This is a genomic window from Herbaspirillum sp. CAH-3 (assembly GCF_009668275.1).
Taxonomy (GTDB): domain Bacteria; phylum Pseudomonadota; class Gammaproteobacteria; order Burkholderiales; family Burkholderiaceae_D; genus Herbaspirillum; species Herbaspirillum aquaticum.
Map to the genome: position 1 here is coordinate 195,255 of NZ_VSWE01000006.1, position 23,785 is coordinate 219,039.

General features: G+C 63.5%; 17 protein-coding genes. 10 read left to right on the forward strand and 7 right to left on the reverse strand.

Features of this window, described 5'->3' with window-relative positions; genetic code table 11:
- Positions 1 to 54: 54 nt before the first annotated feature.
- Positions 55 to 2,628, forward strand: a complete 2,574-nt coding sequence (gene cphA / locus FYB76_RS09710) for a cyanophycin synthetase (protein ID WP_154133520.1) — start codon at positions 55 to 57, stop codon at positions 2,626 to 2,628.
- A 79-nt stretch (positions 2,629 to 2,707) separates the two neighbouring features.
- Here cphA and def read toward each other — a convergent pair whose 3' ends face one another.
- The 6 genes from def to FYB76_RS09740 all read right to left on the reverse strand — a co-directional run bounded on the left by def (position 2,708) and on the right by FYB76_RS09740 (position 13,697).
- The gene (def, locus tag FYB76_RS09715) at positions 2,708 to 3,244 is read right to left on the reverse strand and encodes a peptide deformylase (protein ID WP_154133521.1); all 537 of its coding nucleotides are present in this window, start codon (positions 3,242 to 3,244) and stop codon (positions 2,708 to 2,710) included.
- A 93-nt stretch (positions 3,245 to 3,337) separates the two neighbouring features.
- Positions 3,338 to 4,228 (reverse strand): UTP--glucose-1-phosphate uridylyltransferase GalU, encoded by an 891-nt coding sequence (gene galU, locus FYB76_RS09720; protein ID WP_088754030.1) that lies wholly within the window; start codon positions 4,226 to 4,228, stop codon positions 3,338 to 3,340.
- A 125-nt stretch (positions 4,229 to 4,353) separates the two neighbouring features.
- Positions 4,354 to 6,426 (reverse strand): NAD-dependent DNA ligase LigA, encoded by a 2,073-nt coding sequence (gene ligA / locus FYB76_RS09725; protein WP_088753846.1) that lies wholly within the window; start codon positions 6,424 to 6,426, stop codon positions 4,354 to 4,356.
- 24 nt (positions 6,427 to 6,450) lie between these two features.
- Complete coding sequence (locus tag FYB76_RS09730) at positions 6,451 to 7,779, reverse strand: cell division protein ZipA C-terminal FtsZ-binding domain-containing protein (protein WP_154133522.1); 1,329 nt, start codon at positions 7,777 to 7,779, stop codon at positions 6,451 to 6,453.
- A gap of 401 nt (positions 7,780 to 8,180) precedes the next feature.
- On the reverse strand, positions 8,181 to 11,711 hold the full coding sequence (smc, locus tag FYB76_RS09735; protein ID WP_370516336.1) for a chromosome segregation protein SMC: 3,531 nt from the start codon (positions 11,709 to 11,711) through the stop codon (positions 8,181 to 8,183).
- A 207-nt stretch (positions 11,712 to 11,918) separates the two neighbouring features.
- Positions 11,919 to 13,697 (reverse strand): methyl-accepting chemotaxis protein, encoded by a 1,779-nt coding sequence (locus FYB76_RS09740; protein WP_154133524.1) that lies wholly within the window; start codon positions 13,695 to 13,697, stop codon positions 11,919 to 11,921.
- A 365-nt stretch (positions 13,698 to 14,062) separates the two neighbouring features.
- On the opposite strand from FYB76_RS09740, the gene dapC reads away from it, so the two are divergent.
- The 8 genes from dapC to FYB76_RS09780 all read left to right on the forward strand — a co-directional run bounded on the left by dapC (position 14,063) and on the right by FYB76_RS09780 (position 22,412).
- Entirely contained in the window at positions 14,063 to 15,274 is a 1,212-nt protein-coding gene (dapC, locus tag FYB76_RS09745; RefSeq protein WP_088753842.1) for a succinyldiaminopimelate transaminase, read from the forward strand.
- Positions 15,275 to 15,332: 58 nt separating this feature from the next.
- Positions 15,333 to 16,166, forward strand: coding sequence for a 2,3,4,5-tetrahydropyridine-2,6-dicarboxylate N-succinyltransferase (dapD, locus tag FYB76_RS09750; protein WP_154133526.1), 834 nt, complete (start codon positions 15,333 to 15,335; stop codon positions 16,164 to 16,166).
- 106 nt (positions 16,167 to 16,272) lie between these two features.
- Positions 16,273 to 16,632: an ArsC family reductase gene (locus tag FYB76_RS09755; RefSeq protein ID WP_044531779.1), complete on the forward strand. Its 360-nt coding sequence runs from the start codon at positions 16,273 to 16,275 to the stop codon at positions 16,630 to 16,632.
- A 2-nt stretch (positions 16,633 to 16,634) separates the two neighbouring features.
- Complete coding sequence (gene dapE / locus FYB76_RS09760) at positions 16,635 to 17,762, forward strand: succinyl-diaminopimelate desuccinylase (protein WP_154133527.1); 1,128 nt, start codon at positions 16,635 to 16,637, stop codon at positions 17,760 to 17,762.
- 29 nt (positions 17,763 to 17,791) lie between these two features.
- Entirely contained in the window at positions 17,792 to 18,682 is an 891-nt protein-coding gene (gene prmB, locus FYB76_RS09765) for a 50S ribosomal protein L3 N(5)-glutamine methyltransferase (protein ID WP_088753840.1), read from the forward strand.
- Positions 18,683 to 18,733: 51 nt separating this feature from the next.
- Entirely contained in the window at positions 18,734 to 20,716 is a 1,983-nt protein-coding gene (locus FYB76_RS09770; protein WP_088753839.1) for an ATP-binding cassette domain-containing protein, read from the forward strand.
- Positions 20,717 to 20,853: 137 nt separating this feature from the next.
- Complete coding sequence (locus FYB76_RS09775) at positions 20,854 to 21,657, forward strand: cystine ABC transporter substrate-binding protein (protein ID WP_034338781.1); 804 nt, start codon at positions 20,854 to 20,856, stop codon at positions 21,655 to 21,657.
- Positions 21,658 to 21,752: 95 nt separating this feature from the next.
- Positions 21,753 to 22,412, forward strand: a complete 660-nt coding sequence (locus FYB76_RS09780; RefSeq protein WP_195724609.1) for an amino acid ABC transporter permease — start codon at positions 21,753 to 21,755, stop codon at positions 22,410 to 22,412.
- Positions 22,413 to 22,523: 111 nt separating this feature from the next.
- Here the strand turns inward: FYB76_RS09780 and FYB76_RS09785 are convergent, their stop codons facing one another.
- A complete protein-coding gene (locus FYB76_RS09785; RefSeq protein ID WP_088753837.1) occupies positions 22,524 to 22,805 on the reverse strand; it encodes a hypothetical protein in 282 nt (93 codons plus the stop codon).
- 189 nt (positions 22,806 to 22,994) lie between these two features.
- Between FYB76_RS09785 and ompR the strand changes: the two genes are divergently transcribed.
- The gene (gene ompR / locus FYB76_RS09790; protein ID WP_088753836.1) at positions 22,995 to 23,756 is read left to right on the forward strand and encodes a two-component system response regulator OmpR; all 762 of its coding nucleotides are present in this window, start codon (positions 22,995 to 22,997) and stop codon (positions 23,754 to 23,756) included.
- Positions 23,757 to 23,785 lie beyond the last annotated feature (29 nt).

The window sequence follows — 23,785 nt, forward strand, 5'->3', positions numbered from 1 at the left end:
CCTGCTGCAAGACTGACTGAATCAAGATCAAGAGACATCTAGGAAAACGAGTCCATGGACGTATCCCGCATTCGCGCCCTGCGCGGCCCCAATCTCTGGAGCAGACACACTGCCATCGAGGCCATCGTTTCCTGCCCGGAAAACGAGCGCGTCATCGATGACATGCCCGGCTTCGAACTGCGCCTGCGCGCCCGCTTCCCGCAGATCGGCTTCCTCGAACCCGATGGCGGCAAGCAGGTCGTCTCCATGGCGCACGCCCTGGCCGCTGCCGCCCTGGCGCTGCAAAGCCAGGCCGGCTGCCCGGTAACCTTCAGCCGTACCGTCTCCACCGTCGAGACCGGCATCTACCAGGTGGTGGTGGAATACAGCGAAGAAGAAGTCGGCCGTCTGGCCTTCGACCTCGCGCTGGAACTGGTACGCGCCGCCCAGGCCGACACCCCCTTCGACCTCACCGGCGCGTTGGCCCGCATCCGCGAACTGGATGAAGATGTGCGCCTCGGTCCCTCCACCGGCTCCATCGTCAATGCCGCCATCAAGCGTGGCATCCCCTATCGCCGCCTAACCCAGGGCAGCATGGTGCAGTTCGGATGGGGCAGCCGCCAGAAGCGTATCCAGGCTGCAGAAACCAGCAACACCAGCGCGATTGCCGAATCGATTGCGCAAGACAAGGACCTGACCAAGATGCTGCTGCACGCCGCTGGCGTGCCGGTCCCCAACGGCCGCGTGGTCGAGACCGTGGAAGATGCCCTCAAGGCCGCCGAGGAAATCGGCTCGGCCGTGGTCATCAAGCCCCTGGACGGCAACCAGGGCAAGGGGGTGGCCGTCAACATCAGCACCCCGGAACAGATCACCCGCGCCTTCAACAACGCTGCCCTGATCAGCGATGAAGTCATCGTCGAGCGCTACCTGCCGGGCCACGACTTCCGCCTGCTGGTGATCGGCAAGACCCTGGTGGCTGCGGCCCGCCGCGATCCGCCGCAAGTCATCGGCGACGGCGTGCACACCATCCGCCAGTTGATCGACCAGGTCAACGCCGACCCGCTGCGCGGCGACGGCCACGCCACTTCGCTGACCAAGATCCGCCTGGACGACATCGCCCTGTCGGTGCTGTCCGGCCAGAACCTGGACCCGGAAGCCATTCCCGCCCAGGGCGTGCGCGTGGTCCTGCGCAACAACGCCAACCTCTCCACCGGCGGCACCGCCACCGATGTCACCGACGACGTCCATCCGGATGTGGCCGCGCGCGCCATCGCCGCCGCGCAAATGGTCGGGCTCGATATCTGCGGTGTGGACGTGGTCTGCAATTCGGTGCACATGTCGCTGGAAGAACAAGGCGGCGGCATCGTCGAAGTCAACGCCGCCCCCGGCCTGCGCATGCACCTGTCGCCCTCGTACGGCAAGGCGCGCGATGTGGGCGAAGCCATCATCTCGACCATGTATGACGATGGCGACGATGGCCGCATCCCCGTGGTAGCGGTGGCCGGCACCAACGGCAAGACCACGACCGTGCGCCTGATCACGCACCTGCTGGCCAAGACCGGCCTGCGCGTGGGCATGACCAATACCGATGGCGTCTACATCGATGGCCAGCGCACCGACACCGGCGACTGCAGCGGCCCGCGCAGCGCGCGCAATGTGCTGTTCCACCCCGATGTGGATGCCGCCGTACTGGAAACCGCCCGTGGCGGCGTGCTGCGCGAAGGCCTGGGCTTTGACCGCTGCGCCGTGGCCGTGGTCACCAACATCGGCATGGGCGACCACCTGGGCCTGTCCTACATCAGCACCGTGGAAGACCTGGCCGTGGTCAAGCGCGTCATCGTCGAGAACGTGGCACCGACCGGGACTGCCGTGTTGAATGCAGCGGACCCGATGGTTTCCAAAATGGCCGCTTCCTGCCCCGGCTCGGTAACCTTCTTCGCGCTGGATCCGACCCACCCCATCATGGCCACCCACCGCGCACAGGGCCATCGCATCGTCTATCAAGACGGCGACGCCATCGTGGCCGCGCAGGGTACGTTCGAAAAACGCCTGAAGCTCTCCGGCATTCCGCTGACCCGCAGCGGCGCCATCGGCTTCCAGGTCGAGAACGTGATGGCTTCCGTGGGTGCCGCCTGGGCGCTGAACCTGGACTGGGAACAGATCACCGGCGCCCTGGCCAGCTTCATCAGCGACAGCGGCACCGCACCTGGCCGCTTCAACCTGTTCGACTACAAGGGTGCCACCCTGATCGCCGACTACGGCCACAACCCGGACGCCATCCAGGCCCTCATCAAGGCTGTCGACAGCATGCCCGCCAAGCGCCGCTCGGTGGTCATCAGCGGCGCCGGTGACCGCCGCGACGTCGACATCACCCGCCAGACCGAACTGCTGGGCGATGCCTTCGATGAAGTGGTGCTGTACCAGGACCAGTGCCAGCGCGGCCGCGAAGACGGCGAAGTGATCGCGCTGTTGCGCCAGGGACTCGGAGGCGCCAAGCGTACGAAGGATGTGAAGGAAATCAACGGCGAATTCGTCGCCATCGATACCGCCCTCGCTACGCTGCAACCCGGCGACCTGTGCCTGATCCTGATCGACCAGGTGGAAGAGGCGCTGGCCCACATCGACCAGCGCGTGAAGGAAAGCGCCTGATTCCCCAAACGCGGTTTCATCGCTCCTGAAACGAACATCCCGGCCTGGTGCCGGGATGTTTTTTTTGCAGTGTCGTCGTTCAGTCGTCCTGGTTGGGATCCAGGTCCGGGAACAGTACTTCCGTGAAGCCGAACTGGCGGAAGTCGCGGATGCGCATCGGATACAGGATGCCCTGCAGGTGATCGCACTCGTGCTGCACCACGCGGGCATGGAAACCGTCGACGGTGCGGTCGATCCCGTTGCCGTGCAAGTCCACGCCCTGGTAACGCAAGCGGCTCCAGCGTGGCACCACGCCGCGCATGCCGGGTACCGACAGGCAGCCTTCCCAGCCCTCTTCTTCCTGCTCCGACAAGGGCGTCAGCACCGGATTGATGAGCACCGTCTCCGGCACTGCCGGTGCCTCCGGATAGCGCTGGTTGTGGCCGAAGCCGAAGATCACCAGTTGCAGGTCCACCCCGATCTGGGCCGCGGCCAGCCCGGCACCGTTGACGGCGCGCATGGTCTCGAACATGTCGTCCACCAGCTGCGCCAATTCAGGCGACCCGAATTGCGTGACCGGCTGCGCCTGGCGCAGCAGGCGCGGGTCGCCCATTTTGAGGATCTCGCGTATTGCCATTGAAGCTCTCCATGAAAGACGCCCGGCAGGAACCGGGCGTCATTGTGCAAGCAAGGCGCCGCGCAAGATGCGGGCGCCGGACAGCAGCAGCGATCAGCGCGCCTTGCTGGCCACTTCCTGCAGGTATTCCGAGAAGGCCGGACCGGTTTCCGGGTGCTTCAGGCCCATGGCCACCATGGCCTTGAGGTAACCCAGCTTGGAACCGCAATCATAACGCTGGCCCTGGTAACGGTAAGCCAGCACGGATTCGGCCTGCATCAGCTTGGCGATGCCGTCGGTGAGCTGGATCTCGCCACCGGCGCCGCGCGGGATGTTTTCCAGGTAGTGGAAGATGCGGCTGTTCAACACGTAGCGCCCCACCACGGCCAGCGTGGACGGCGCTTCTTCCGGGGCCGGCTTTTCGACGATGGCGTTGATGCGTTCGAGGTCCGGCTGGTACGGGGTGGCGCTGACGATGCCGTATTGGCGGGTATCGCTCTTCGGTACTTCCTGCACGGCCAGCATGCTCATGCCTTCACGTGCATAGATGTCGGTCATCTGTGCCAGCACCGGCTTGACGCCCTCGTCGGTATCCATGAAGTCATCGGCCAGCAGGATGGCGAAGGGTTCTTCACCCACCACCGGACGCGCGCACAGCACGGCGTGGCCCAGGCCCAGCGGCTCGGACTGGCGGATGAAGATGCAATTGACGTTCTTGGGCACCACGTTCTGCACGATCTCCAGCAGCTTCTTCTTGCCGGCAGCTTCCAGTTCGGATTCCAGCTCGTAGGCCTTGTCGAAGTGGTCTTCGATGGCGCGCTTGTTGCGGCCGGTAATGAACACCATTTCCGTGATGCCGGCGGCGACCGCCTCTTCCACTGCATAGTGAATCAGCGGCTTGTCGACGATGGGCAGCATTTCCTTGGGCTGGGCCTTGGTGGCAGGCAGGAAGCGGCTACCGAGACCGGCGACAGGAAAAACGGCTTTCTTGATCTTCTTGATCATCATGACTCCGAGGTAAGGATGGTCTTGTTATGTGGTTACGTCGTTATGCGGTGAGTCCTGCACCGCAGTTCCGGGAACGGAACTGCTTATGCGCGGCATTCTATATGAATAAAAAGACAAGGTGATTACGTTTCTGACGCATCCTGACCCGCGCAAAGCGCCTTCAGGGCGTCCTCATCGAGGATGGCGATGCCCAGCTCCTCTGCCTTGGCCAGCTTGCTGCCAGCTTCGGCCCCGGCGACCACGTAACTGGTCTTCTTCGAGACCGAACCGGAGACTTTCCCGCCGGCCGCTTCGATCAACTGCGAGGCATCATCGCGCGACAAGTTGGGCAAGGTGCCGGTCAACACGAAAGTCTTCCCGGCCAGATGCTTGGCACCGGCATCGACACCTTCGCTCTCGGGCCAGTGCACGCCGACCGCGCGCAACTGCTCTACCAGCTCGACATTGATCGGATCATTGAAGAAGGCACGGATCGAGGAGGCGACCACCGGACCAATATCGGCCACTTCCAGCAGTTGTTCTTCGCTGGCGGCGAGCAGCTTGTCGATGCCGCCGAAATGACGTGCCAGCTCCTTGGCCGTGGCCTCCCCCACGTGGCGGATGCCCAGCGCGTAGATGAACCGTGCCAGCGTGGTGGTCTTGGACTTCTGCAGGGCATCCAGCACGTTCTGTGCGGATTTCTCGGCCATGCGGTCCAGTTCGGCCAGGGCCGACAAGCCGAGGCGATAAAGATCAGCCGGCGTGTTGACCACTTGGCGGTCCACCAGTTGCTCGACCAGTTGCTCGCCCAGACCTTCAATGTCCATGGCGCGACGTGACGCAAAATGCTGCAGGCCACCCTTGCGCTGCGCTGAACATTTCAGCCAGCCGCCCGAGCAGCGCGCCACCGCTTCATCTTCCGCCCGCACAATCGGCGAGCCGCACACGGGGCAGTTGGCCGGCATGACGAAGGCGCGGGCGTCGGCCGGACGCTTCTCGGGCACGAAGGCCACCACCTCCGGAATCACGTCACCGGCGCGGCGCACGATGACGGTGTCGCCGATCTGGATATCCTTGCGGCGGACTTCATCTTCGTTGTGCAGGGTGGCGTTGGTGACCGTGACCCCGCCGACGAAGACGGGATTCAGGCGCGCCACCGGGGTGATGGCTCCGGTGCGGCCGACCTGCACTTCGATGTCCTGCACCACGGTCAGGGCTTCCTGCGCCGGGAACTTGTGGGCCAGCGCGAAACGCGGGGCGCGCGAGACGAAGCCCAGGTGCTTCTGCTGGTCCAGGCGGTCGACCTTGTAGACCACGCCATCGATCTCGTAAGGCAGGCTTTCGCGCTTGGCACCGATGCTGCGGAAGAAGTCCAGCAGACCGGCTGCCCCCGTCACCACGGCGCGCTCCTTGCACACCGGCAGGCCGAGTTGCTGGTACCAGTCCAGCAGGGCCGAATGCGAAGCCGGCATCTCGGCACCTTCCAGCACGCCGATGCCATAGGCGAAGAAGCGCAGCGTGCGTTGCGCGGTGATGCGCGAATCCAGCTGGCGCAAGCTGCCGGCGGCGGCGTTGCGGGGATTGGCGAATTCCTTCTGGCCGGCGTCACGCTGACGCTGGTTCAGCCGCGCAAAATCATCCTTGTACATCAGCACCTCACCGCGCACGTCAATCACCTGCGGCAGGTTTTCCCCATGCAGGCGCAGGGGAATGGCGCGCACGGTGCGGATGTTGGCCGTGACGTTTTCGCCCGTGGTACCGTCGCCGCGCGTGGCAGCCTGCACCAGGACGCCCTTCTCGTAGCGCAGGCTGATGGCCAGGCCGTCGAACTTCAACTCCGTGGCGTAGCGCACTTCCTGCAGCGTCTCCAGGCCATCGCGTACGCGCCTGTCGAAGGCTTCGATGTCTTCGTCGGCGAAACCGTTGCCCAGCGAGAGCATGGGGATGTCATGGCGCACCGGCTCAAACTGCGGCAGCGGACCGGCCCCGACGCGTTGCGTCGGCGAATCGGGCGTGAGCAGTTCGGGATGGGCGGTTTCCAGTGCCTGCAGTTCCTGGAACAGGCGGTCGTATTCGGCGTCCGGGATGCTGGGCTGGTCGAGGACGTAATAGCTGTGGTTGTGGCGGTTCAGTTCGTCGCGCAGCACACGGGCGCGCGACAGCCAGTCCGGCTCCCCTTGCGGGGGCCGTCCGGCGGAAAACAAGTCGTCTTGCATCGTAGGGGGAGTAAAAACGCGGCCTTAGCTGAACAAGCGCAAGGCACGGGTGGAGCCGGCAGGAATCTCGGCCGATTCCATGGCGCTGTAGAACGCGGCCACCTGTTCGGCGATATCGGAGAGGGCTTCATCGGTCAGCGGCTGGTCGCTGTCATCGACGATGACGCCACCCAGGCGCGCCGACAGCGACTTGGCGCAGGCCACCAAAGCGCCATATCCATCACGCGAAGGAGCCACGCGCGGCACGTCCAGCAAGAGCGTGAGGCGATCGGTGGTTTCATCGGTCGGGGTGGCATTGGTGGAGAGCGCGAAGAGCACTTCACCTTCGCCATCCTGCATCACCAGGTAGCCTTCGGTACGGCGGTCGAAGCCCTGGCGCGTCAATGCCGCCAGCAGGGTCGCCAGGCTCCAGGGTGCGCCTTGCGAGCGCACGTTCACCGACAGTTGCGCATCATGGTCGATGATGAACTGGTGCAGCGCCTGGGCGGTGCGGATGACATCGGGCATGTCCGGCAATTCGGGCTCGCCCGAGAGCGCATCGGTCAGGTCGCGCAGGCGCATGACCAGTTCCGAATACTCGATCTCGTTGATGGCATTGCTGCGGTTGGCCAACTGCGCACCGGCCAGCAAGGCGTCGTAGATGCTGCCGTGGGCGATGGCTTCCCAGGCGCCGTCGGTGGTGCGGCCGATGAAGTGCACCGGCTTGTTGCCGACATGGCGCAGGCCTTGCAGCATGGGCAGCAGCTTTTCGCCGCGCAGCGGATTGTCCAGAGCGATGGGAATATTGCAGTCGATCAGTTCATCGACCGGCAGTTCGCGCTTGGGCGCCAGGCGGGCCTGCATTTCGGGCGGCGGGGTGAAGGCCGGGACGGCATCGCCCTGCTCTTGCGCACCGGCGATGACCTGGGCCACCGTCGATTGCGGCGCTTGTGCCACGGCCTCGCCCAGCACGGCCTCATCGGCTGCCGCAGTGGCAGGGGCTGCGGAGACCGGCGGCTCGCCCAGGAAGGGTTCACGCGGTTCGAACTCGGCCTGCTCCTGGTAGGCCTTCACCGGGGCCGGTACCGGCTTGCGCTCGGGCAGCTCGTACAGGGACGGCTCGGCGCGCTCGGCACCGGGGTCGAGCACGGGCTCGGCTGAGCGCGGCACCGGCGCGCTGCGTTCGGTGGGTGGCACGAAGACGGGTTCGGCGGCGGGCTCGTCCGGCGACATCAATACGTCATCGTGGGACGAAGAAAAGGCGCGCTCCACGGTCTTGCGCGCCTTGTGCTCCTGCCACTTGTTGTAAGTGATGACCCCGGCGACGAAGACGCCGCCCAAGATGATCAGGCTGGTCTGGAGATCCATCATCATGCTGCACGACCTTTCAGGCTGGCGGGCTGGAGGGCGCCATCATGGGCGCCGCGTGGCATGGTCGGCTGGGAAAAGCTGCTCATCGAAGAAATCCGATTCCTATCAATCCAAGAAGGCCTGGACCGCGCGGGCCGCTCACACGGCGATTCCGTCGACGCTGCCGCAGCGCTGGCAGCCACCTGCACCGGCTCAACGGAGCCATGCAGGGAAATCGAACGGATCGGGTACGGCAAGTGCGCGGTCAAGATATTGTTATTTTTCCATGGCCCGTGGGGGCCAAATCAGAACGGTTCCAGCTGGGGCTTGCGCCCGCTGCGGGCTGGCCGGCAAGGCTTTCAGGGTACGGTCACACCCCTTGCTTGTCAAGCCGACAAAGCTCCAGCCCCGTGCAGCACAAATCATCAGGCAGCCTGCTCGGCGCTGGAGAAGTTGGCGGCCGACTCCATGTCCACCGCCACGATCCGCGACACGCCCTGTTCCTGCATGGTCACCCCGATCAACTGCTGCGCCATTTCCATGGCGATCTTGTTGTGGGAGATGAAGAGGAACTGGGTGTACTCCGACATGCGCTTGACCATGTTGGCGAAGCGCTCGGTGTTGGCGTCGTCCAGCGGCGCATCCACTTCGTCGAGCAAACAGAACGGGGCCGGGTTCAGCTGGAACATCGAGAACACCAGCGCCGTTGCAGTGAGCGCCTTTTCGCCACCGGAGAGCAGGTGAATCGTGGCGTTCTTCTTGCCTGGCGGCTGGGCCATGACCTGCACGCCGGAATCGAGGATCTCGTCGCCGGTCATGATGAGCTTGGCCTGGCCACCGCCGAAGAGCACCGGGAACAGTTCCGAGAAGTGGTGGTTCACCTTGTCGAAGGTGTCCTGCAGCAGATCCCGGGTTTCCATGTCGATCTTGTGGATCGCATCCTGCAGCGTGGTGATGGCTTCGTTCAGGTCGGCGTGCTGGGCATCGAGGAAGTGCTTGCGCTCGGAGGCGGTGGCCAGTTCGTCCAGTGCGGCCAGGTTGACCGCGCCCAGCGCTGCGATGACATTGGTCAGTCGCGTCACTTCGCCTTGCAGGTAGGACGGGCGCATGTCGCTGGTCAGCTTTTCCGACAGCGCGGCCTCGTCGGCCTGGGTCTGCGCCAGCGCTTCGGAGAATTGCTCCTGGTTCAGGCGCGCGGCCTGTTCCTTCAGTTGCAGTTCGGTGATGCGGTCACGCTGGGGCTGCAGGCTGCGCTCAGCCTGCATGCGCGATTCTTCATGCGAACGAAGTTGCTGCGACAGCTGATCCAGCTCGTGGCGCGCATCGGCCAGCGCACGTTCCTGCTCGCTGCGGCGGTCCAGCAATTCCTGCAGGCCGGCCTGGGCAGCCTGGTCATCCAGGCTTTCCAGTTCCAGCGAGCCTTGCTGCATGCTGGCAAACAGTTGCGCTGCCTGTTCCAGGGCGGTGGCGATGCCGCGCTTCAATTCCTCGATCTTGTTGCGATGCGACTTCTCGGCGAATTCGGTTTCCTGGGCAGCACGCTCCAGCTCGCGCAGGCGGGTACGGGCATCGTTGAGCTGCTGTTCCTTGTTCAGGTAATCGGTCTGGCCGTTCTCGTGCTGCTCCTGCAGCTCGGCCAGTTCGATGTCCAGCTCTTCGAAGCGGGCCTCGGATTCGGCCTGCACTTGCTGCTGCTCGGCTTCCTGCATCGAGATTTCTTCCAGGTCGGTGGCGATCTGGGTGCTGCGCTGGTTGAAGCGCTCCTGCACCTCGGCCAGCTTCATGACCTCGATCTGCAGGCTGTGGGCCGATTGCGTGAGCGAATTGACGCGCTGGCGCAATTCCTGCAGGCGCTGCGATGCCCCCGACAGGGCGGCTTCGGCGCGCACGGCGCGGCCCTTGGCTTCCTCGGCCAGCATAGCCTGGGCGCGTTGCTGCTTGGTGATGTTCTCGATTTCCTGCTGGCGCGCCAGCATGCCATCCTGCTCCGAATCGGAGGCATAGAACCGTACGCTGGCATTGCTCACCACATGGCCCTGGCGGGTCACGAACAAGCCGCCCAGCGGCAGCTTGGAGCGCTCGGCAAAGGCGGTGGCCGTGTCGTCGGCGATGTAGATGTGGTTGAGCCAGTCGTTCATCAGGGCACGCAGGCCCGGATCGTTGAGCTGCAGCAAGGTCACGAAGGGCTTCAGGCCAGCCACCGGCTGGGCTTCAGGCTGGGCCAGGCCGGCGTTGGGCGCGTACAGCGCCAGCTTGGCCGGCGGGGCGTCGCTGAAGAAGGCCTTGGCCCAGTCCAGGTTGGACATTTCCAGGGCCGACATGCGCTCGCGCAGCACCGCTTCCAGCGCGGTTTCCCAGCCGGATTCGATGTGCAATTTCTGCCACAGGCGCGGCAGCTCGGCCAGGCCGTGCTTTTCCAGCCAGGGTTGCACCTTGCCTTGGGCCTGCACGCTTTCCTGCAATTGCTTCAGGGCGGTGAGACGGGCTTCCAGCTGGGCGTTGGCCGAGGTTTCCTTGCTGACCAGTTCCTGGGCGGTGCGGCGCTCTTCCTCCAGGCGCGGCAACTGCTCCTGGGCCTCTTCCAGATACATGTTGGCCTCTTCCAGCGAGGCCTGTTTTTCTTCCAGCTGCATGCGCAGGTTGGACAGGTGCGTCTCGTCGGGCAGGGCCATGCCGTTCTTTTCCTGCATCAGGCGTTCACGGCGCGCGGCCAGGCCCGAGAGGATGTTGGAGGCATTGCGCTGGTGCGTGGATTGCAGTTCGATCTGCTGCTGCACCTGCATGATCTTGCCGCGCGACTCGGTCGTCTTGACCTGGGACTCGCGCCAGGCCGATTCCAGCGAGGGCAGGCGGTCGCTGGCGTCCTGCACGGCGTGCTGGGATTGCTCCACACGCATGCCGAATTCTTCCAGCTGGATTTCCGCTTCGGCCAGTTCTTCCTGCTGCTGCGTGCCCTGGCGCTGCCATTGGTCACGCTGCGCGCCCAGCGAATTGAGCTGGGCCTGCAGGCGATTGCGCGATTCGATGACGAACTTGATCTGCGCTTCCAGGCTGCCGATCTCGGAGTTGGTCTGGTACAGGTGGCCCTGCGCCTGGTGCAGCCGGTCGCCGGCGGCGTAGTGCGCCTGGCGCATGTGCTCCAGTTCGGTTTCGACGTGGCGCAGCTTGGCGGTCTGCTCTTCCAGGTCGATCTGGGCGCGCTCGATTTCCTTGAAGAAGCGCTCCTGCTCGGCCTTGGCTTCATTCTTGCGCAGCAGCCAGAGCAGCTTCTGCTTTTCTTCCTGGTCGTTCTGCAGCTCGTGGAATTTCTTGGCCACGGCGGCCTGGGCTTCCAGCTTTTCCAGGTTGGCGTTGAGTTCGCGCAGGATGTCTTCCAGGCGCGTCAGGTTCTCGGTGGTGTCGTGCAGGCGGTTCTCGGTCTCGCGGCGGCGTTCCTTGTACTTCGATACGCCCGCGGCTTCCTCCAGGAAGATGCGCAGCTCCTCAGGACGCGCCTCGATGATGCGCGAGATCATGCCCTGGCCGATGATGGCGTAGGCGCGCGGGCCCAGGCCGGTACCGAGGAAGATGTCCTGGATGTCGCGGCGGCGCACCGACTGGTTGTTGATGTAGTAGGAGGACGTGCCGTCGCGCGTGAGCGTGCGCTTGACGGCGATTTCAGCGTACTGGCCCCACTGGCCGGCCGCTTTGCCGGCGGAGTTGTCGAACACCAGTTCGACCGAGGCGCGCCCGGCCGGCTTGCGATGGGTGGAGCCGTTGAAGATGACGTCCTGCATCGACTCGCCGCGCAGCTCGGAGGCCTTGGATTCGCCCAGGACCCAGCGCACGGCGTCGATGATATTGGATTTGCCGCAGCCATTGGGCCCGACCACACCCACCAGCTGCCCCGGAACCTGGAAGTGCGTAGGCTCGACGAAGGACTTGAATCCAGATAATTTGATGGAAGTTAGACGCACGTTATCGACAAATTGAATCAGTTAAGAGGAAGCGGGATTTTTGCTTCCGGAACGGCCGGTATCATAACATCGCACGGCCCCGGAAAGACCAAAAAGCGCGCCAGCATGCCTGCTTCCGCCCTTTTGGCCCACGCACCCGCGCCATGAAAAACGCCGCACCGAGCGCACCCGGTACGGCGTCCATTTCTTCATTCTGACAAGAGCGAATCAGAAGGTTTCCCAATCCCCGTCATCGTTTGCGGGCGATGACCTGCCCGCAGAGGCCGGCTTGGCGGGGGCTGCAGGCTTGCCTGGTGGTGGCAGCGGCGCTGCTGCATTGCCCAGGGGCTTGGCCGCCGGCTTGGGCAGCGGTTTGACCGGGCCCGGCGCCTTGGCGGCGACAGGCACCGCCTTGGGAGCAGTCACCGGTGCGGGGACGGGTGCGGCTGCGGCTTCCTCGCCGTCGACGCGGAAAGTCGCCACTGCCGCCTTCAGGCGCCTTGCCTGCTCTTCCAGTGAACCGGCCGCCGCCGCTGCCTCTTCGACCAGGGCGGCGTTCTGCTGGGTGACCTGATCCATCTCGCCAATGGCCAGGTTGACCTGTTCGATGCCACGACGCTGCTCTTCGGAGGCAGCCGAGATCTCGCTGACGATGTCGGTCAGGCGCTGCACCGCCGACACCACCTCGCCCATGGTCTCGCCGGCGCGGGCCACCTGGTCCGAGCCATCGCCCACACGCTGCACCGAATCCTCGATCAAGGCCTTGATTTCCTTGGCCGCCTGGGCGCTGCGCTGGGCCAGCGAACGCACCTCGGAGGCCACCACTGCAAAGCCGCGGCCCTGCTCGCCGGCGCGGGCGGCTTCCACTGCCGCATTCAGGGCCAGGATATTGGTCTGGAAGGCAATGCCATCGATCACACCGATGATGTCGGAGATCTTGCGCGAGCTTTCCGTGATGCCCTCCATCGTCTGCACCACCTGCCCCACCACCTCGCCGCCGCGCTTGGCGATTTCCGAAGCGTTGTTGGCCAGCTGGCCGGCCTGGCGGGCGTTGTCGGCGTTCTGCTTGACGGTGGCAGTCAGGGTATCCATGTTGGAGGCTGTAGTAGCAAGCGAACCGGCCTGCTCTTCGGTGCGCGAAGACAGGTCCAGGTTGCCCGCCGCAATCTCGCGCGCGCCGATATCGATGGCATCGGTACCCTGGCGGATGCCCTTGATGACACCGCCCAGCCGCTCGCGCATGGTGGCCATCTCGAAGAGCAGGCTGCGATTGTCACCGGCACGGGTATCGACCCGCACCGTGAGGTCGCCGTTGGCAATGCGCGTAGCGATGGCCACCGCATAGGCCGGCTCGCCACCGAGGCTGCCGGTGATGCGGCGGATGATGGCCAGCATCATCACCGAGACCAGCACGCCGACCGCGACCAGGATGCCGAGCAGCTTGACGAGGTCAGACCGGAACTGGGCCTGCACATCGGAGAGGAACACGCCCGTGACGATGAACCAGTCCCAGGTCTTGTTGTGCACCACGTAGCTCATCTTGGGGGTGCGGTTGCTGTCGTCGGTGCCGGGCAGGCGACCCATGTATTGCACGAAGCCATGCCCCTTTTCCTGGCCGACCTTCATCATCTCGACGTAATAGGCCTTGCCCTCGGAGTCCTTGCGGTCGGCCACGTTCTTGCCGATCATCGCCTTGTTGGACGGCAGCATCAGCACCACCGGGCGGGAGTCGAAGATGAAGAGGTAGTTGTCGCCGTCATAGCGCATGGCGGCGATGCGCTCCAGGGCGTTCTTCTGGGCCTCTTCCTTGGAGATCCTGCCGGCCGCGACATCGGCCACATAGCTGTTGACCACGCCATTGGCCGCTTCCACTACGCGGCGCAGGCCGTCCTTGCGTTCATCCATCATGTTTTCACGGGCGCTGAAGGCGGACCAGGCGGCCAGCGCCAGCAAACCGATCCACATCACGACCAGCGCAGACAATAGCTGCGCCCTGAGGCTTTTCATTCTTGTTCTCCGGGAATGGGTGGGCCGCCTTGTGAACGGTCCCGTTTTGGCGAGCGCCCACAATACTCCCTGACTCTCCCTGACAATCCGCTGAATACACCGCGTAAGTGTCCCTGATTTTCCGGATTGCACCTTTTCTTTGCCAGGCTGCAAGAAGGTGAACACGCGCCCGGCCAGGATTGCCGCAGCCGTTTTCTTGTCAGCCAGGCATGTCACGGACTCAACATCAGGCCGACCCGGAGCGCGGCAATGCCATCAAATGACGGTATAATCGCAAGCTTTCCCAGCCCTTTGCCGTGGCCGCCCGATCTCGCTGACGCCCTCGCGAGACGCTGGCCCGGAAAGCTTTACTCCAGTCCAGCGACGTGAATCCCCTACTCGACAAACTGCAGCCCTATCCCTTCGAAAAGCTCAAGAAGCTCTTCGCCGGCATCACGCCCGACCCGGCCTATCGCCCGATCAGCCTGGGCATCGGCGAGCCCAAGCACCCGACGCCCGCATTCATCCAGCAGGCACTGACGGACAACCTGTCCGGCCTGGCCTCGTATCCGGCCACCCTGGGCAGCGACGCCCTGCGCGGCGCAATCGCCGACTGGCTGCAAAAGCGTTACGACATCCCGCGCCCGGACCCGGCCACCGAGATCCTGCCGGTGATCGGTTCGCGCGAGGCGCTGTTCTCGCTCACCCAGACCGTGGTCGATCCGACCCGGCCGGGCGCGCTGGTGATGTGCCCCAACCCGTTCTACCAGATCTATGAAGGCTCGGCCTACCTGGCCGGTGCCGAGCCCTACTTCGTCAACTCGGACCCGGCCCGCAACTTCGCGCCGGACTTCAGCCAGGTGCCGCAAGACGTGTGGGAGCGCGTACAGCTGCTGTTCGTCTGCTCGCCCGGCAACCCCACCGGTGCCGTGCTGACGCTGGAGGACTGGAAGGAACTGTTCGCCCTGTCGGACCGCTATGGCTTCGTGATCGCCTCCGACGAGTGCTATTCCGAGATCTACTTCAAGCAGGATCCGCCGCTGGGCGGCATGCAGGCTGCGCGCCTGCTGGGCCGCGACTATCGCAACCTGGTGTCCTTCTCCAGCCTGTCCAAGCGCTCCAACGTGCCGGGCATGCGCTCGGGCTTCGTGGCCGGCGATGCATCGATCCTCAAGAAATTCCTGCTCTACCGCACCTACCATGGCGCGGCCATGAGCCCGGTGATCCAGGCCGCCTCCGTGCTGGCCTGGCAGGACGAAACCCACGTCCAGGACAACATCGCCAAGTACGTCACCAAGTTCTCGCAGGTCACACCGCTGCTGCAGGAAGTGATGGAGGTCGCTTTGCCCGATGCGGCGTTCTACCTGTGGGCCAAGGTCGACAAGCTGGTCAATATCAGCGACACCGAATTCGCCCAACGCCTGTACGCCGAATATAATGTCACGGTACTGCCCGGCAGCTACCTGGCGCGCGAGGCGCATGGCGTCAATCCGGGTGCCGGCCGCATCCGCATGGCGCTGGTGGCCGAAGTCGAAGAATGCCTGGAGGCGGCGCAACGCATCGTCGCCTTCACCAAGAAACTGGCCAGCCAGGCATAAGCCTGGTCAAGCAAGCCAGATTCGCTCCCCTTTCACCCAACCGTTCATAGATATCAACATGACACAGTCCATTCAGCAAATCATCGATCAGACGTGGGAAGACCGCGCCAGCCTGTCCCCCAAGAGCGCTCCGGCCGACATCCGCAATGCGGTGGCCGAAGTGATCGCAGGCCTGAACGATGGCACCCTGCGCGTCGCCAACCGTCAAGGCGTCGGCCAGTGGGAAGTCAACCAATGGGTGAAGAAAGCCATCCTGCTGTCCTTCCGCCTGGAAGACAACGTGCCGATGTCGGCTGGTACCGGCTACCCGCAGTTCTACGACAAGGTCCCCACCAAGTTCGCCAACTACACCGCTGAAGATTTCGCCAAGGGTGGCTTCCGCGTGGTGCCGCCTGCCGTGGCTCGCCATGGTTCCTTCATCGGCCGCAACGTGGTGCTGATGCCCTCCTACGTCAACATCGGCGCCTATGTCGATGAAGGCACGATGGTCGATACCTGGGCCACCGTCGGTTCGGCTGCCCAGATCGGCAAGAATGTTCACTTGTCCGGCGGCGTCGGCATCGGCGGCGTGCTGGAACCGGTCCAGGCCGGCCCCGTCATTATCGAAGACAACTGCTTCATCGGTGCCCGTTCTGAAGTGGTCGAAGGCGTCATCATCGAAGAAAACTCGGTGCTGTCCATGGGCGTCTACATCGGCCAATCGACCAAGATCTATGACCGCGAAACCGGCGAAGTGCACTACGGCCGCGTGCCGGCGGGCTCGGTGGTGGTGCCGGGCAACCTGCCCTCCAAGGATGGCAAGTACAGCCTGTATGCCGCCATCATCGTCAAGAAGGTCGATGCCCAGACCCGCTCCAAGACTTCCATCAACGAACTGCTGCGCGGCGAATAATTTCGCACCGGCGGCTTGCCTGAAGTCCTGAAGCACCCATGCGCCGCGCCGGTCGTCCTGTCCGGCGCGGCGTCGTATTCTAGCGGCCTGTTTTGTAAGAATGAGCATGAGCGACAAGATCACCCTTTTTGGCATCCCCAACTGCGACACCGTCAAGAAAGCCCGCGTGTGGCTCGATGAGCAAGGGATCGCCTTTGACTTCCACGATTTCAAGAAGGCCGGCCTCACCGCCGAACAGGCACAAGCCTGGCTCAAGGACGTGGAGCGCGATGTGCTGGTCAACCGCAAGGGAACGACCTGGCGCGCCCTGCCGGACGAACGCAAGGCCGCCATCACCGATGACGCCGCTGCCGTGGCCCTGATGGTGGAAAACCCCTCGGTGGTGAAGCGCCCGGTGCTCTTCGATGGCAAGCAGTATCACGTCGGCTTCAAGGCCGATCAGTATCAACACATTTTCGAGAAATGATCATGAGCAAGACGCTGGCCCTGACCCAGGAATTGATGTCCCTTTCTTCCGTCACCCCCGAAGACAAAGGCTGCCAGGCCAGGCTGGCGGAATTGCTCACACCGCTGGGCTTCGTCTGCGAGACCATCCAGTCGGGCGATGTCACCAACCTGTGGGCGCGCAAGGGCACGGCACAGCCGCTGGTGGTCTTCGCCGGCCACACCGACGTGGTGCCCACCGGCCCGCTGGAGAAGTGGCAGTCGCATCCCTTCCAGCCGACCCTGCGCGATGGCCGCCTGTATGGCCGTGGCGCCTCCGACATGAAGACTTCGATTGCCGCCATGGTGGTGGCGTGCGAAGAGTTCACGGCGGCCCATCCGGAGCACAAGGGTTCGATCGGGTTCCTCATCACCAGCGATGAAGAAGGCCCGGCCATCGACGGTACCGTGGTGGTCTGCAATGCCCTGAAGGCACGTGGCGAACAGCTCGATTACTGCATCGTCGGTGAACCAACCTCGGCCAAGACCCTGGGCGACATGATCAAGAACGGCCGCCGCGGCACCATGTCGGGCAAGCTGACCGTCAAGGGCATCCAGGGCCATATCGCCTACCCGCAACTGGCGCGCAACCCCATCCACCAGGCCGCACCGGCGCTGGCCGAACTGGTGGCCGAACAGTGGGATGCGGGCAATGAATACTACCTGCCGACCTCCTGGCAGATCTCCAATATCCACGGCGGTACCGGTGCCTCCAACGTGATCCCCGGCGAAGTGGTGATCGACTTCAACTTCCGTTTCTCCACCGCCAGCACCGTGGAAGGTTTGCAGCAGCGCGTGCATGCCATCCTCGACAAGCACGGCCTGGAATATGACCTGAAATGGACCGTCGGCGGCCTGCCCTTCCTGACCCCGCGCGGCGACCTGTCGGATGCGCTGTCCAAGGCGATCAAGGACGAGACCGGCCTGGATACTGAACTGTCGACCACCGGTGGCACGTCGGATGGCCGCTTCATCGCCCAGATCTGCCCGCAGGTGATCGAGTTCGGCCCGCCCAACGACAGCATCCACAAGATCGATGAGCACATCGAAGTGCGCTATATCGATCCGCTCAAGAACATCTACCGCAAGACGCTGGAAAACCTGCTCGCCTGAGCGGGCAGCCTTGCATTGAAGAGAACATCATGACTCCCAACAATTTCTCCACCGTGCGCGACCTGCTGCGCTACGCCGTGACCCGCTTCAACACCGAGCAGCTGTTCTTCGGCCACGGCAGCAGCAATGCGCTGGATGAAGCGGCCTACCTGATCCTGCATACCCTGAAGCTGCCGCTGGACCAGCTCGACCCCTTCCTCGATGCGCGTCTGCTGCCCGAGGAAATCGCCTCCGTCATGCGCGTGATCGAACGCCGCAGCAAGGACCGCGTCCCGGCTGCCTACATCACCAATGAGGCCTGGCTGGGCGCCTATCGCTTCTACGTGGATGAACGCGTGATCGTGCCACGTTCCTTCATCGCCGAACTGATTCCGCAGCATTTCTCGCCCTGGATCCAGGATCCGGAAGCCATCGTCAACGCGCTGGACCTGTGTACCGGTTCCGGCTGCCTGCCGATCCTGCTGGCCGATGCCTTCCCGAACGCGCAGATCGATGCGGTCGACATCTCCGCCGATGCGCTGGCCGTGGCCCGCAAGAACGTGGACGACTACCAGCTGCAGGAACGCATCAACCTGGTCGAGTCCGACCTGTACACGCAACTGCCGCTGCGCAAGTACGATCTGATCATCAGCAATCCGCCCTATGTGAATTCCGGCTCCATGAGCAAGCTGCCCCAGGAATACCTGCGCGAACCGCAACTGGCCCTGGCCGGTGGCGAGGACGGCATGGACCTGGTACGCAAGATCGTGGCCGGTGCTGCCGAGCGCTTGACGCCCGAGGGTGTACTGGTCGTCGAGATCGGCAATGAACGCGCCTTCGCCGAAGCCGCCTTCCCGGAACTGGAACTGACCTGGCTGACCACCAGCGCCGGCGACGACATGGTGTTCCTGGTCACGGCCGAACAACTGCAACTGGCCTGAACCTGAGCGTCAGCATCCGCGTTAGCGCGCTCCAACGATTGTGAATCACCGATGATCCGTTTCCAGCAAGTTTCCCTCCAGCGCGGCGTCAAGCCGCTGCTGGAAAATGTCGACCTGACGCTCAATCCGGGCGACAAGATCGGCCTGATCGGCGCCAATGGCGCCGGCAAGTCCAGCCTGTTCGCGATGCTGCGTGGCGAGCTGCATGCCGACCAGGGCAATGTCGATTTCCCGGCACGCTGGCGCATGGCCTACGTGGCGCAGGAAACCCCGGCGCTGGATCGTCCGGCCATCGAATATGCCATCGACGGCGATGCCCACCTGCGCCAGCTGGAAGCCGACCTGGCCCGCGCCGAGGCACAACCGGACGACAAGCACGACGGCAACCACATCGCCGAGCTGCATACCGCCCTGGCCGATGCCGATGCCTACACCGTGCGCTCGCGCGCCGAGCAGTTGCTGCTGGGCCTGGGGTTTTCGCTGGAACAGATGGAACGGCCGGTGGCCAGCTTCTCCGGTGGCTGGCGCATGCGCCTGAACCTGGCACAGGCGCTGATGTGCCCGTCCGACCTGCTGCTGCTGGACGAACCGACCAACCACCTGGACCTGGATGCCATCATCTGGCTGGAAGACTGGCTGAAGCGCTACGAAGGCACCCTGCTCATCATTTCCCACGACCGCGATTTCCTGGATGGCGTGGTGAACGTGATCGTTCATATCGACGATCGCAAACTGAAGCGATATTCCGGCAACTACAGCAGCTTCGAGCGCCAGCGCTCGGCCCAGCTGGAGCTGATGGCGGGCATGATCGAGAAGCAGCAGCGCCAGCGCGCGCACCTGCAATCCTTCATCGACCGCTTCAAGGCCAAGGCGACCAAGGCCAGGCAGGCGCAGAGCCGCATGAAAGCCCTGTCCAAGATGGAAGAGCTGGCGCCGCTGCGGGCAGCGGCCGAATTCTCCTTCGAATTCCGTGAGCCCTTGTCGGCACCGAATCCCTTGCTGGTGATGGAAAAGGTCAACGCCGGCTATCACATCGAAGGCAAGAACGGTGCGCCGGACCAGGACAAGATCATCGTCCATGGCATCGATTTCTCGCTGCAGAACGGCCAGCGCATTGGTCTCTTGGGCGTCAACGGGGCGGGCAAGTCCACGCTCATCAAGACCGTGGCCGGCGAGATCGATCCCCTGTCCGGCACGGCCCGCCTGGGCAAGGGGCTGGTGATCGGCTACTTCGCCCAGCATCAGGTGGAAATGCTGCGCCATGACGAATCGCCCCTGTGGCATCTCACGCGGCTGGCCCCGGATGTGCGCGAGCAGGAATTGCGCAACTTCCTGGGCAGCTTCAACTTCAACGGCACCATGGCAACCTCCTCCATCGCTCCCTTCTCGGGCGGTGAAAAGGCACGCCTGGCGCTGGCCCTGATCGTCTGGCAGCGCCCCAACCTGCTGCTGCTGGATGAACCGACCAACCACCTGGATCTGGAAACCCGTGAAGCGCTGACGATGGCGCTGGCACAGTTTGAAGGCACGCTGGTACTGGTCTCGCACGATCGCCACCTGCTGCGCGCGACGACCGACCAGTTCCTTATCGTGGCCGAGGGCAAGCTGCAACCCTTTGATGGCGACCTGGACGACTACAAGGACTGGCTCTTCAAGACCAAGCTGGCCGCCCGCAACGATGCGGCCGCTGCCGCGCCTTTGCCCGCGGCCAGCCAGCCGGTGGCTGAGGCCCCGGCAGCGCTGGTGGACCGCAAGGAACAGAAGCGCCTGGAGGCTGAGCAGCGCCAGAAGATGTCGGCCCTGAAGAAGCCCATTGAAGCCCGCATCAAGCGCCTCGATGAGCAGATCGCCAAGCTCAATGCACGCAAGGGCGATATCGACGCGCGCCTGGCCAGCCCCGACATTTACGACGCCGCCAACAAGGAAGAACTGAAGACCCTCATCACCGACCAAGCCTATTGCAGCAAGGAACTGGAGCAGCTCGAAAATGAATGGCTGGAGCAGCAGGAGGCGCTGGAGCAATTGCAGGCCTGAGGCGACCGGGAACCGCGTCGGGCATAAGCTTTCTACATCAAAGTCTTAAGCCAGCCCTTGCAGTTCGGCAAAACGAGGGCATCATTGCCGCCTGGCTGCAGGTTTTGTGGCGAAAGTTTTTATAAGGACATCAAATTATGAAGAAAAATATCAAGCAATGGCTGCTGGCCGGTGTCGGCGCGACCCTGCTGGCGTCCAGCCTGAGCGTGTCGGCGGCCGACCTGCTGGAATCGGTCAAGAGCAGCGGCACCCTGAAGGTGGCTCTGGAAGGCAACTATCCCCCGTTCAACTTCAAGGATGCCAAGACGGGCGAACTGACCGGCTTCGAAGTCGACGTAGCCAAGCTGCTGGCAGCCAAGCTGGGCGTCAAGCCGGTGTTCACCACCACCGAGTGGAGCGGCATCCTGGCCGGCCTGGGCGCCGGCAAGTATGACGTCATCATCAACCAGGTCGGCATCACCGACGAGCGCCAGAAGGCTTTTGATTTCTCCGAGCCGTACACCCTCTCCAGCGCCCAGCTGATCGTGCGCAAGGACGAAAAGCGCGAGTTCAAGAGCCTGGACGACCTGAAGGGCAAGAAGCTGGGCCTGGGCCAGGGCACCAACTTCGAACAGAAGGCCAAGGCCGTGGCGGGCATCGACGTGCGTACCTATCCGGGTTCGCCGGAGTACCTGGCTGACCTGGCCGCCGGCCGTATCGATGCGGCCCTCAACGACAGCCTGCTGGTCGGCTATATCCTGAAATCGACCAACCTGCCGCTGAAGGCCGGTAGCCCCATCGGCACCGTCGACAAGATCGGCATCCCCTTCCGCAAGGGCAACCCGGAGTTCAAGGCCGCGCTGAACAAGGCCTTGGCCGACATCAAGGCCGACGGCAGCTTCAAGGCCGCCTCCGAAAAGTGGTTCGGCATTGACGTGAGCCAGCCGCCGAAAGCACAATAAGGCGCGCCCAAGCCCGCGCTGCACCCCGCCCGGGACGATCCGGGCGGACCGACTTATCCCCGCATCGCGGGGATAATTTTTTTATTCGAATGCTTATGGAAATCCTCGAACTGCTGCAGCAAGCCGCCCCGACCCTGGCCAAGGGCGTGGGCTACACCCTGCTCTTTGCGCTGGCCTCGATGGTCGGCGGACTGTTGCTGGGCTTCGTGCTGGCGGTGGCGCGCATCGTTCCTTGGCGACCTATCCACTGGCCGGCCGCGGTCTATGTCAGCATGATGCGTGGCACGCCCCTGCTGGTGCAGATCTTTGTGGTGTATTACGGCTTGCCGGGGATCGGCATCGAGTTCTCGCCGCTGACGGCAGGCGTCCTGACCTTGAGTCTCAACGCCGGGGCTTACCTCTCGGAAAGCCTGCGCGGTGCCATCCTGGGCGTGACGCACGGACAGTGGAATGCTTCATACAGCGTCGGGCTGACCTACTTCCAGACCCTGCGCTACATCATCGTGCCGCAGGCGGTGCGCATCGCGGTGCCGTCGATGAGCAATACGCTCATCAGCCTCATCAAGGATACCTCGCTGGTGTCGGTCATCACCGTGACCGAACTGATGCTGGCCACCAAGGAAGTCATCGCCGTGACCTTCCGTCCGCTGCCGCTCTACCTGGCTGCTGCAGCCATTTACTGGATGTTGAGCCTGTGCTTCGAGGCCCTGCAGCACCGGCTGGAGAAACGGCTGGGCAAGGCGCATCAGCACTGACTGCTGCGTCATCGCCAGTCCTTGCCAAAGAAAAAGCCCGAATGCGTTGCACTCGGGCTTTTTCCTTAGCTTTTTGTTCACTTGAACGGGAATTTTCCCCTCGCTGCGAACTCAACGTTTGACGCGATAGATATCCTGGCCGACTTCGTTGATCTGGCGGCGCAATTCGCGGCGCTCATCAGCACTGAGCTTGCCGTTGCGGCGCTGCTCCTGATCGCTGGCGATCTGGTTGCGATGATCCTGCGGGTTGAAATCACCGGCATGCTGCCTGAAGTCGCCCGGCTGCCCAGGCATCGGCCGGCCGCCCTGCGGGGGACCAGCCAGCGCGGCCGCTCCCACACCGAGCGCCAGCATCGCTGCCAGACATAGCTTGTTGACGACTGCAATCTTCATAATGCGATTTTTTCCGGAGACAGAGAATCAGGGAAGAGAAAGCGGTGACGACGTTGCTTTCCCGACGTGATTCCAGTTTAGGCCGCAGGCCGCGATGGTATAAGATGATTAAGGTAAGGTATGTAACAGTTTGTAATGGATCAACAGCCCCGACTTGCTCAAAATCGCCAAGACGCTACCATAGGCACCATGAATACGACCCACGGCAACAATACTAATACGACAACATCCGCCAATCAATTCAAAGTGTTGGTGGTGGATGACGACATCCGCTTGCGCGACCTGCTGCGCCGCTACCTGACCGAGCAAGGTTTCAATGTGGTCACGGCCGAAAACGCCCAGGCCATGAACAAGCTCTGGATCCGCGAGCGCTACGACCTGCTGGTGTTGGACCTGATGCTGCCCGGCGAAGACGGCCTGGCCATCTGCCGCCGCCTGCGCGGTGCCGGCGACCAGACACCCATCATCATGCTCACCGCCAAGGGCGAGGACGTGGACCGCATCATCGGCCTGGAAATGGGCGCCGATGACTATCTCCCCAAGCCCTTCAACCCGCGTGAACTGGTGGCCCGCATCAACGCGGTGCTGCGCCGCAAGGGTCCGGATGAACTGCCGGGCGCGCCTTCGGAAACCCCGGAGACCTTTGAATTCGGCGATTTCATCCTTGACCTGGGCACCCGTACCCTGAAAAAGAACGGCGAAACCATTTCCCTGACCACGGGCGAATTTTCTGTATTGAAGGTATTTGCACGCAACGCCCGCCAGCCGCTGTCGCGTGAGAAGCTGATGGAAATGGCACGCGGCCGCGAATATGAAGTCTTCGACCGCAGCCTGGACGTGCAGATTTCGCGCCTGCGCAAATTGATCGAACCCGATCCGGCCAACCCTCTGTACATCCAGACCGTGTGGGGCCTGGGCTATGTCTTCATCCCGGAAGGGAAACCGCGCTGATCTCCCGCTTCACCCCTGACCTGCAGGCC

Coding starts and splice junctions, on each gene's coding strand:
- cphA (WP_154133520.1), top strand. CDS start 55: ATGGACGTATCCCGCATTCGCGCCCTGCGCGGCCCCAATCTCTGGAGC.
- def (WP_154133521.1), bottom strand. CDS start 3,244: ATGGCAATACGCGAGATCCTCAAAATGGGCGACCCGCGCCTGCTGCGC.
- galU (WP_088754030.1), bottom strand. CDS start 4,228: ATGATCAAGAAGATCAAGAAAGCCGTTTTTCCTGTCGCCGGTCTCGGT.
- ligA (WP_088753846.1), bottom strand. CDS start 6,426: ATGCAAGACGACTTGTTTTCCGCCGGACGGCCCCCGCAAGGGGAGCCG.
- FYB76_RS09730 (WP_154133522.1), bottom strand. CDS start 7,779: ATGATGATGGATCTCCAGACCAGCCTGATCATCTTGGGCGGCGTCTTC.
- FYB76_RS09740 (WP_154133524.1), bottom strand. CDS start 13,697: ATGAAAAGCCTCAGGGCGCAGCTATTGTCTGCGCTGGTCGTGATGTGG.
- dapD (WP_154133526.1), top strand. CDS start 15,333: ATGACACAGTCCATTCAGCAAATCATCGATCAGACGTGGGAAGACCGC.
- FYB76_RS09755 (WP_044531779.1), top strand. CDS start 16,273: ATGAGCGACAAGATCACCCTTTTTGGCATCCCCAACTGCGACACCGTC.
- dapE (WP_154133527.1), top strand. CDS start 16,635: ATGAGCAAGACGCTGGCCCTGACCCAGGAATTGATGTCCCTTTCTTCC.
- prmB (WP_088753840.1), top strand. CDS start 17,792: ATGACTCCCAACAATTTCTCCACCGTGCGCGACCTGCTGCGCTACGCC.
- FYB76_RS09770 (WP_088753839.1), top strand. CDS start 18,734: ATGATCCGTTTCCAGCAAGTTTCCCTCCAGCGCGGCGTCAAGCCGCTG.
- FYB76_RS09775 (WP_034338781.1), top strand. CDS start 20,854: ATGAAGAAAAATATCAAGCAATGGCTGCTGGCCGGTGTCGGCGCGACC.
- FYB76_RS09780 (WP_195724609.1), top strand. CDS start 21,753: ATGGAAATCCTCGAACTGCTGCAGCAAGCCGCCCCGACCCTGGCCAAG.
- FYB76_RS09785 (WP_088753837.1), bottom strand. CDS start 22,805: ATGAAGATTGCAGTCGTCAACAAGCTATGTCTGGCAGCGATGCTGGCG.
- ompR (WP_088753836.1), top strand. CDS start 22,995: ATGAATACGACCCACGGCAACAATACTAATACGACAACATCCGCCAAT.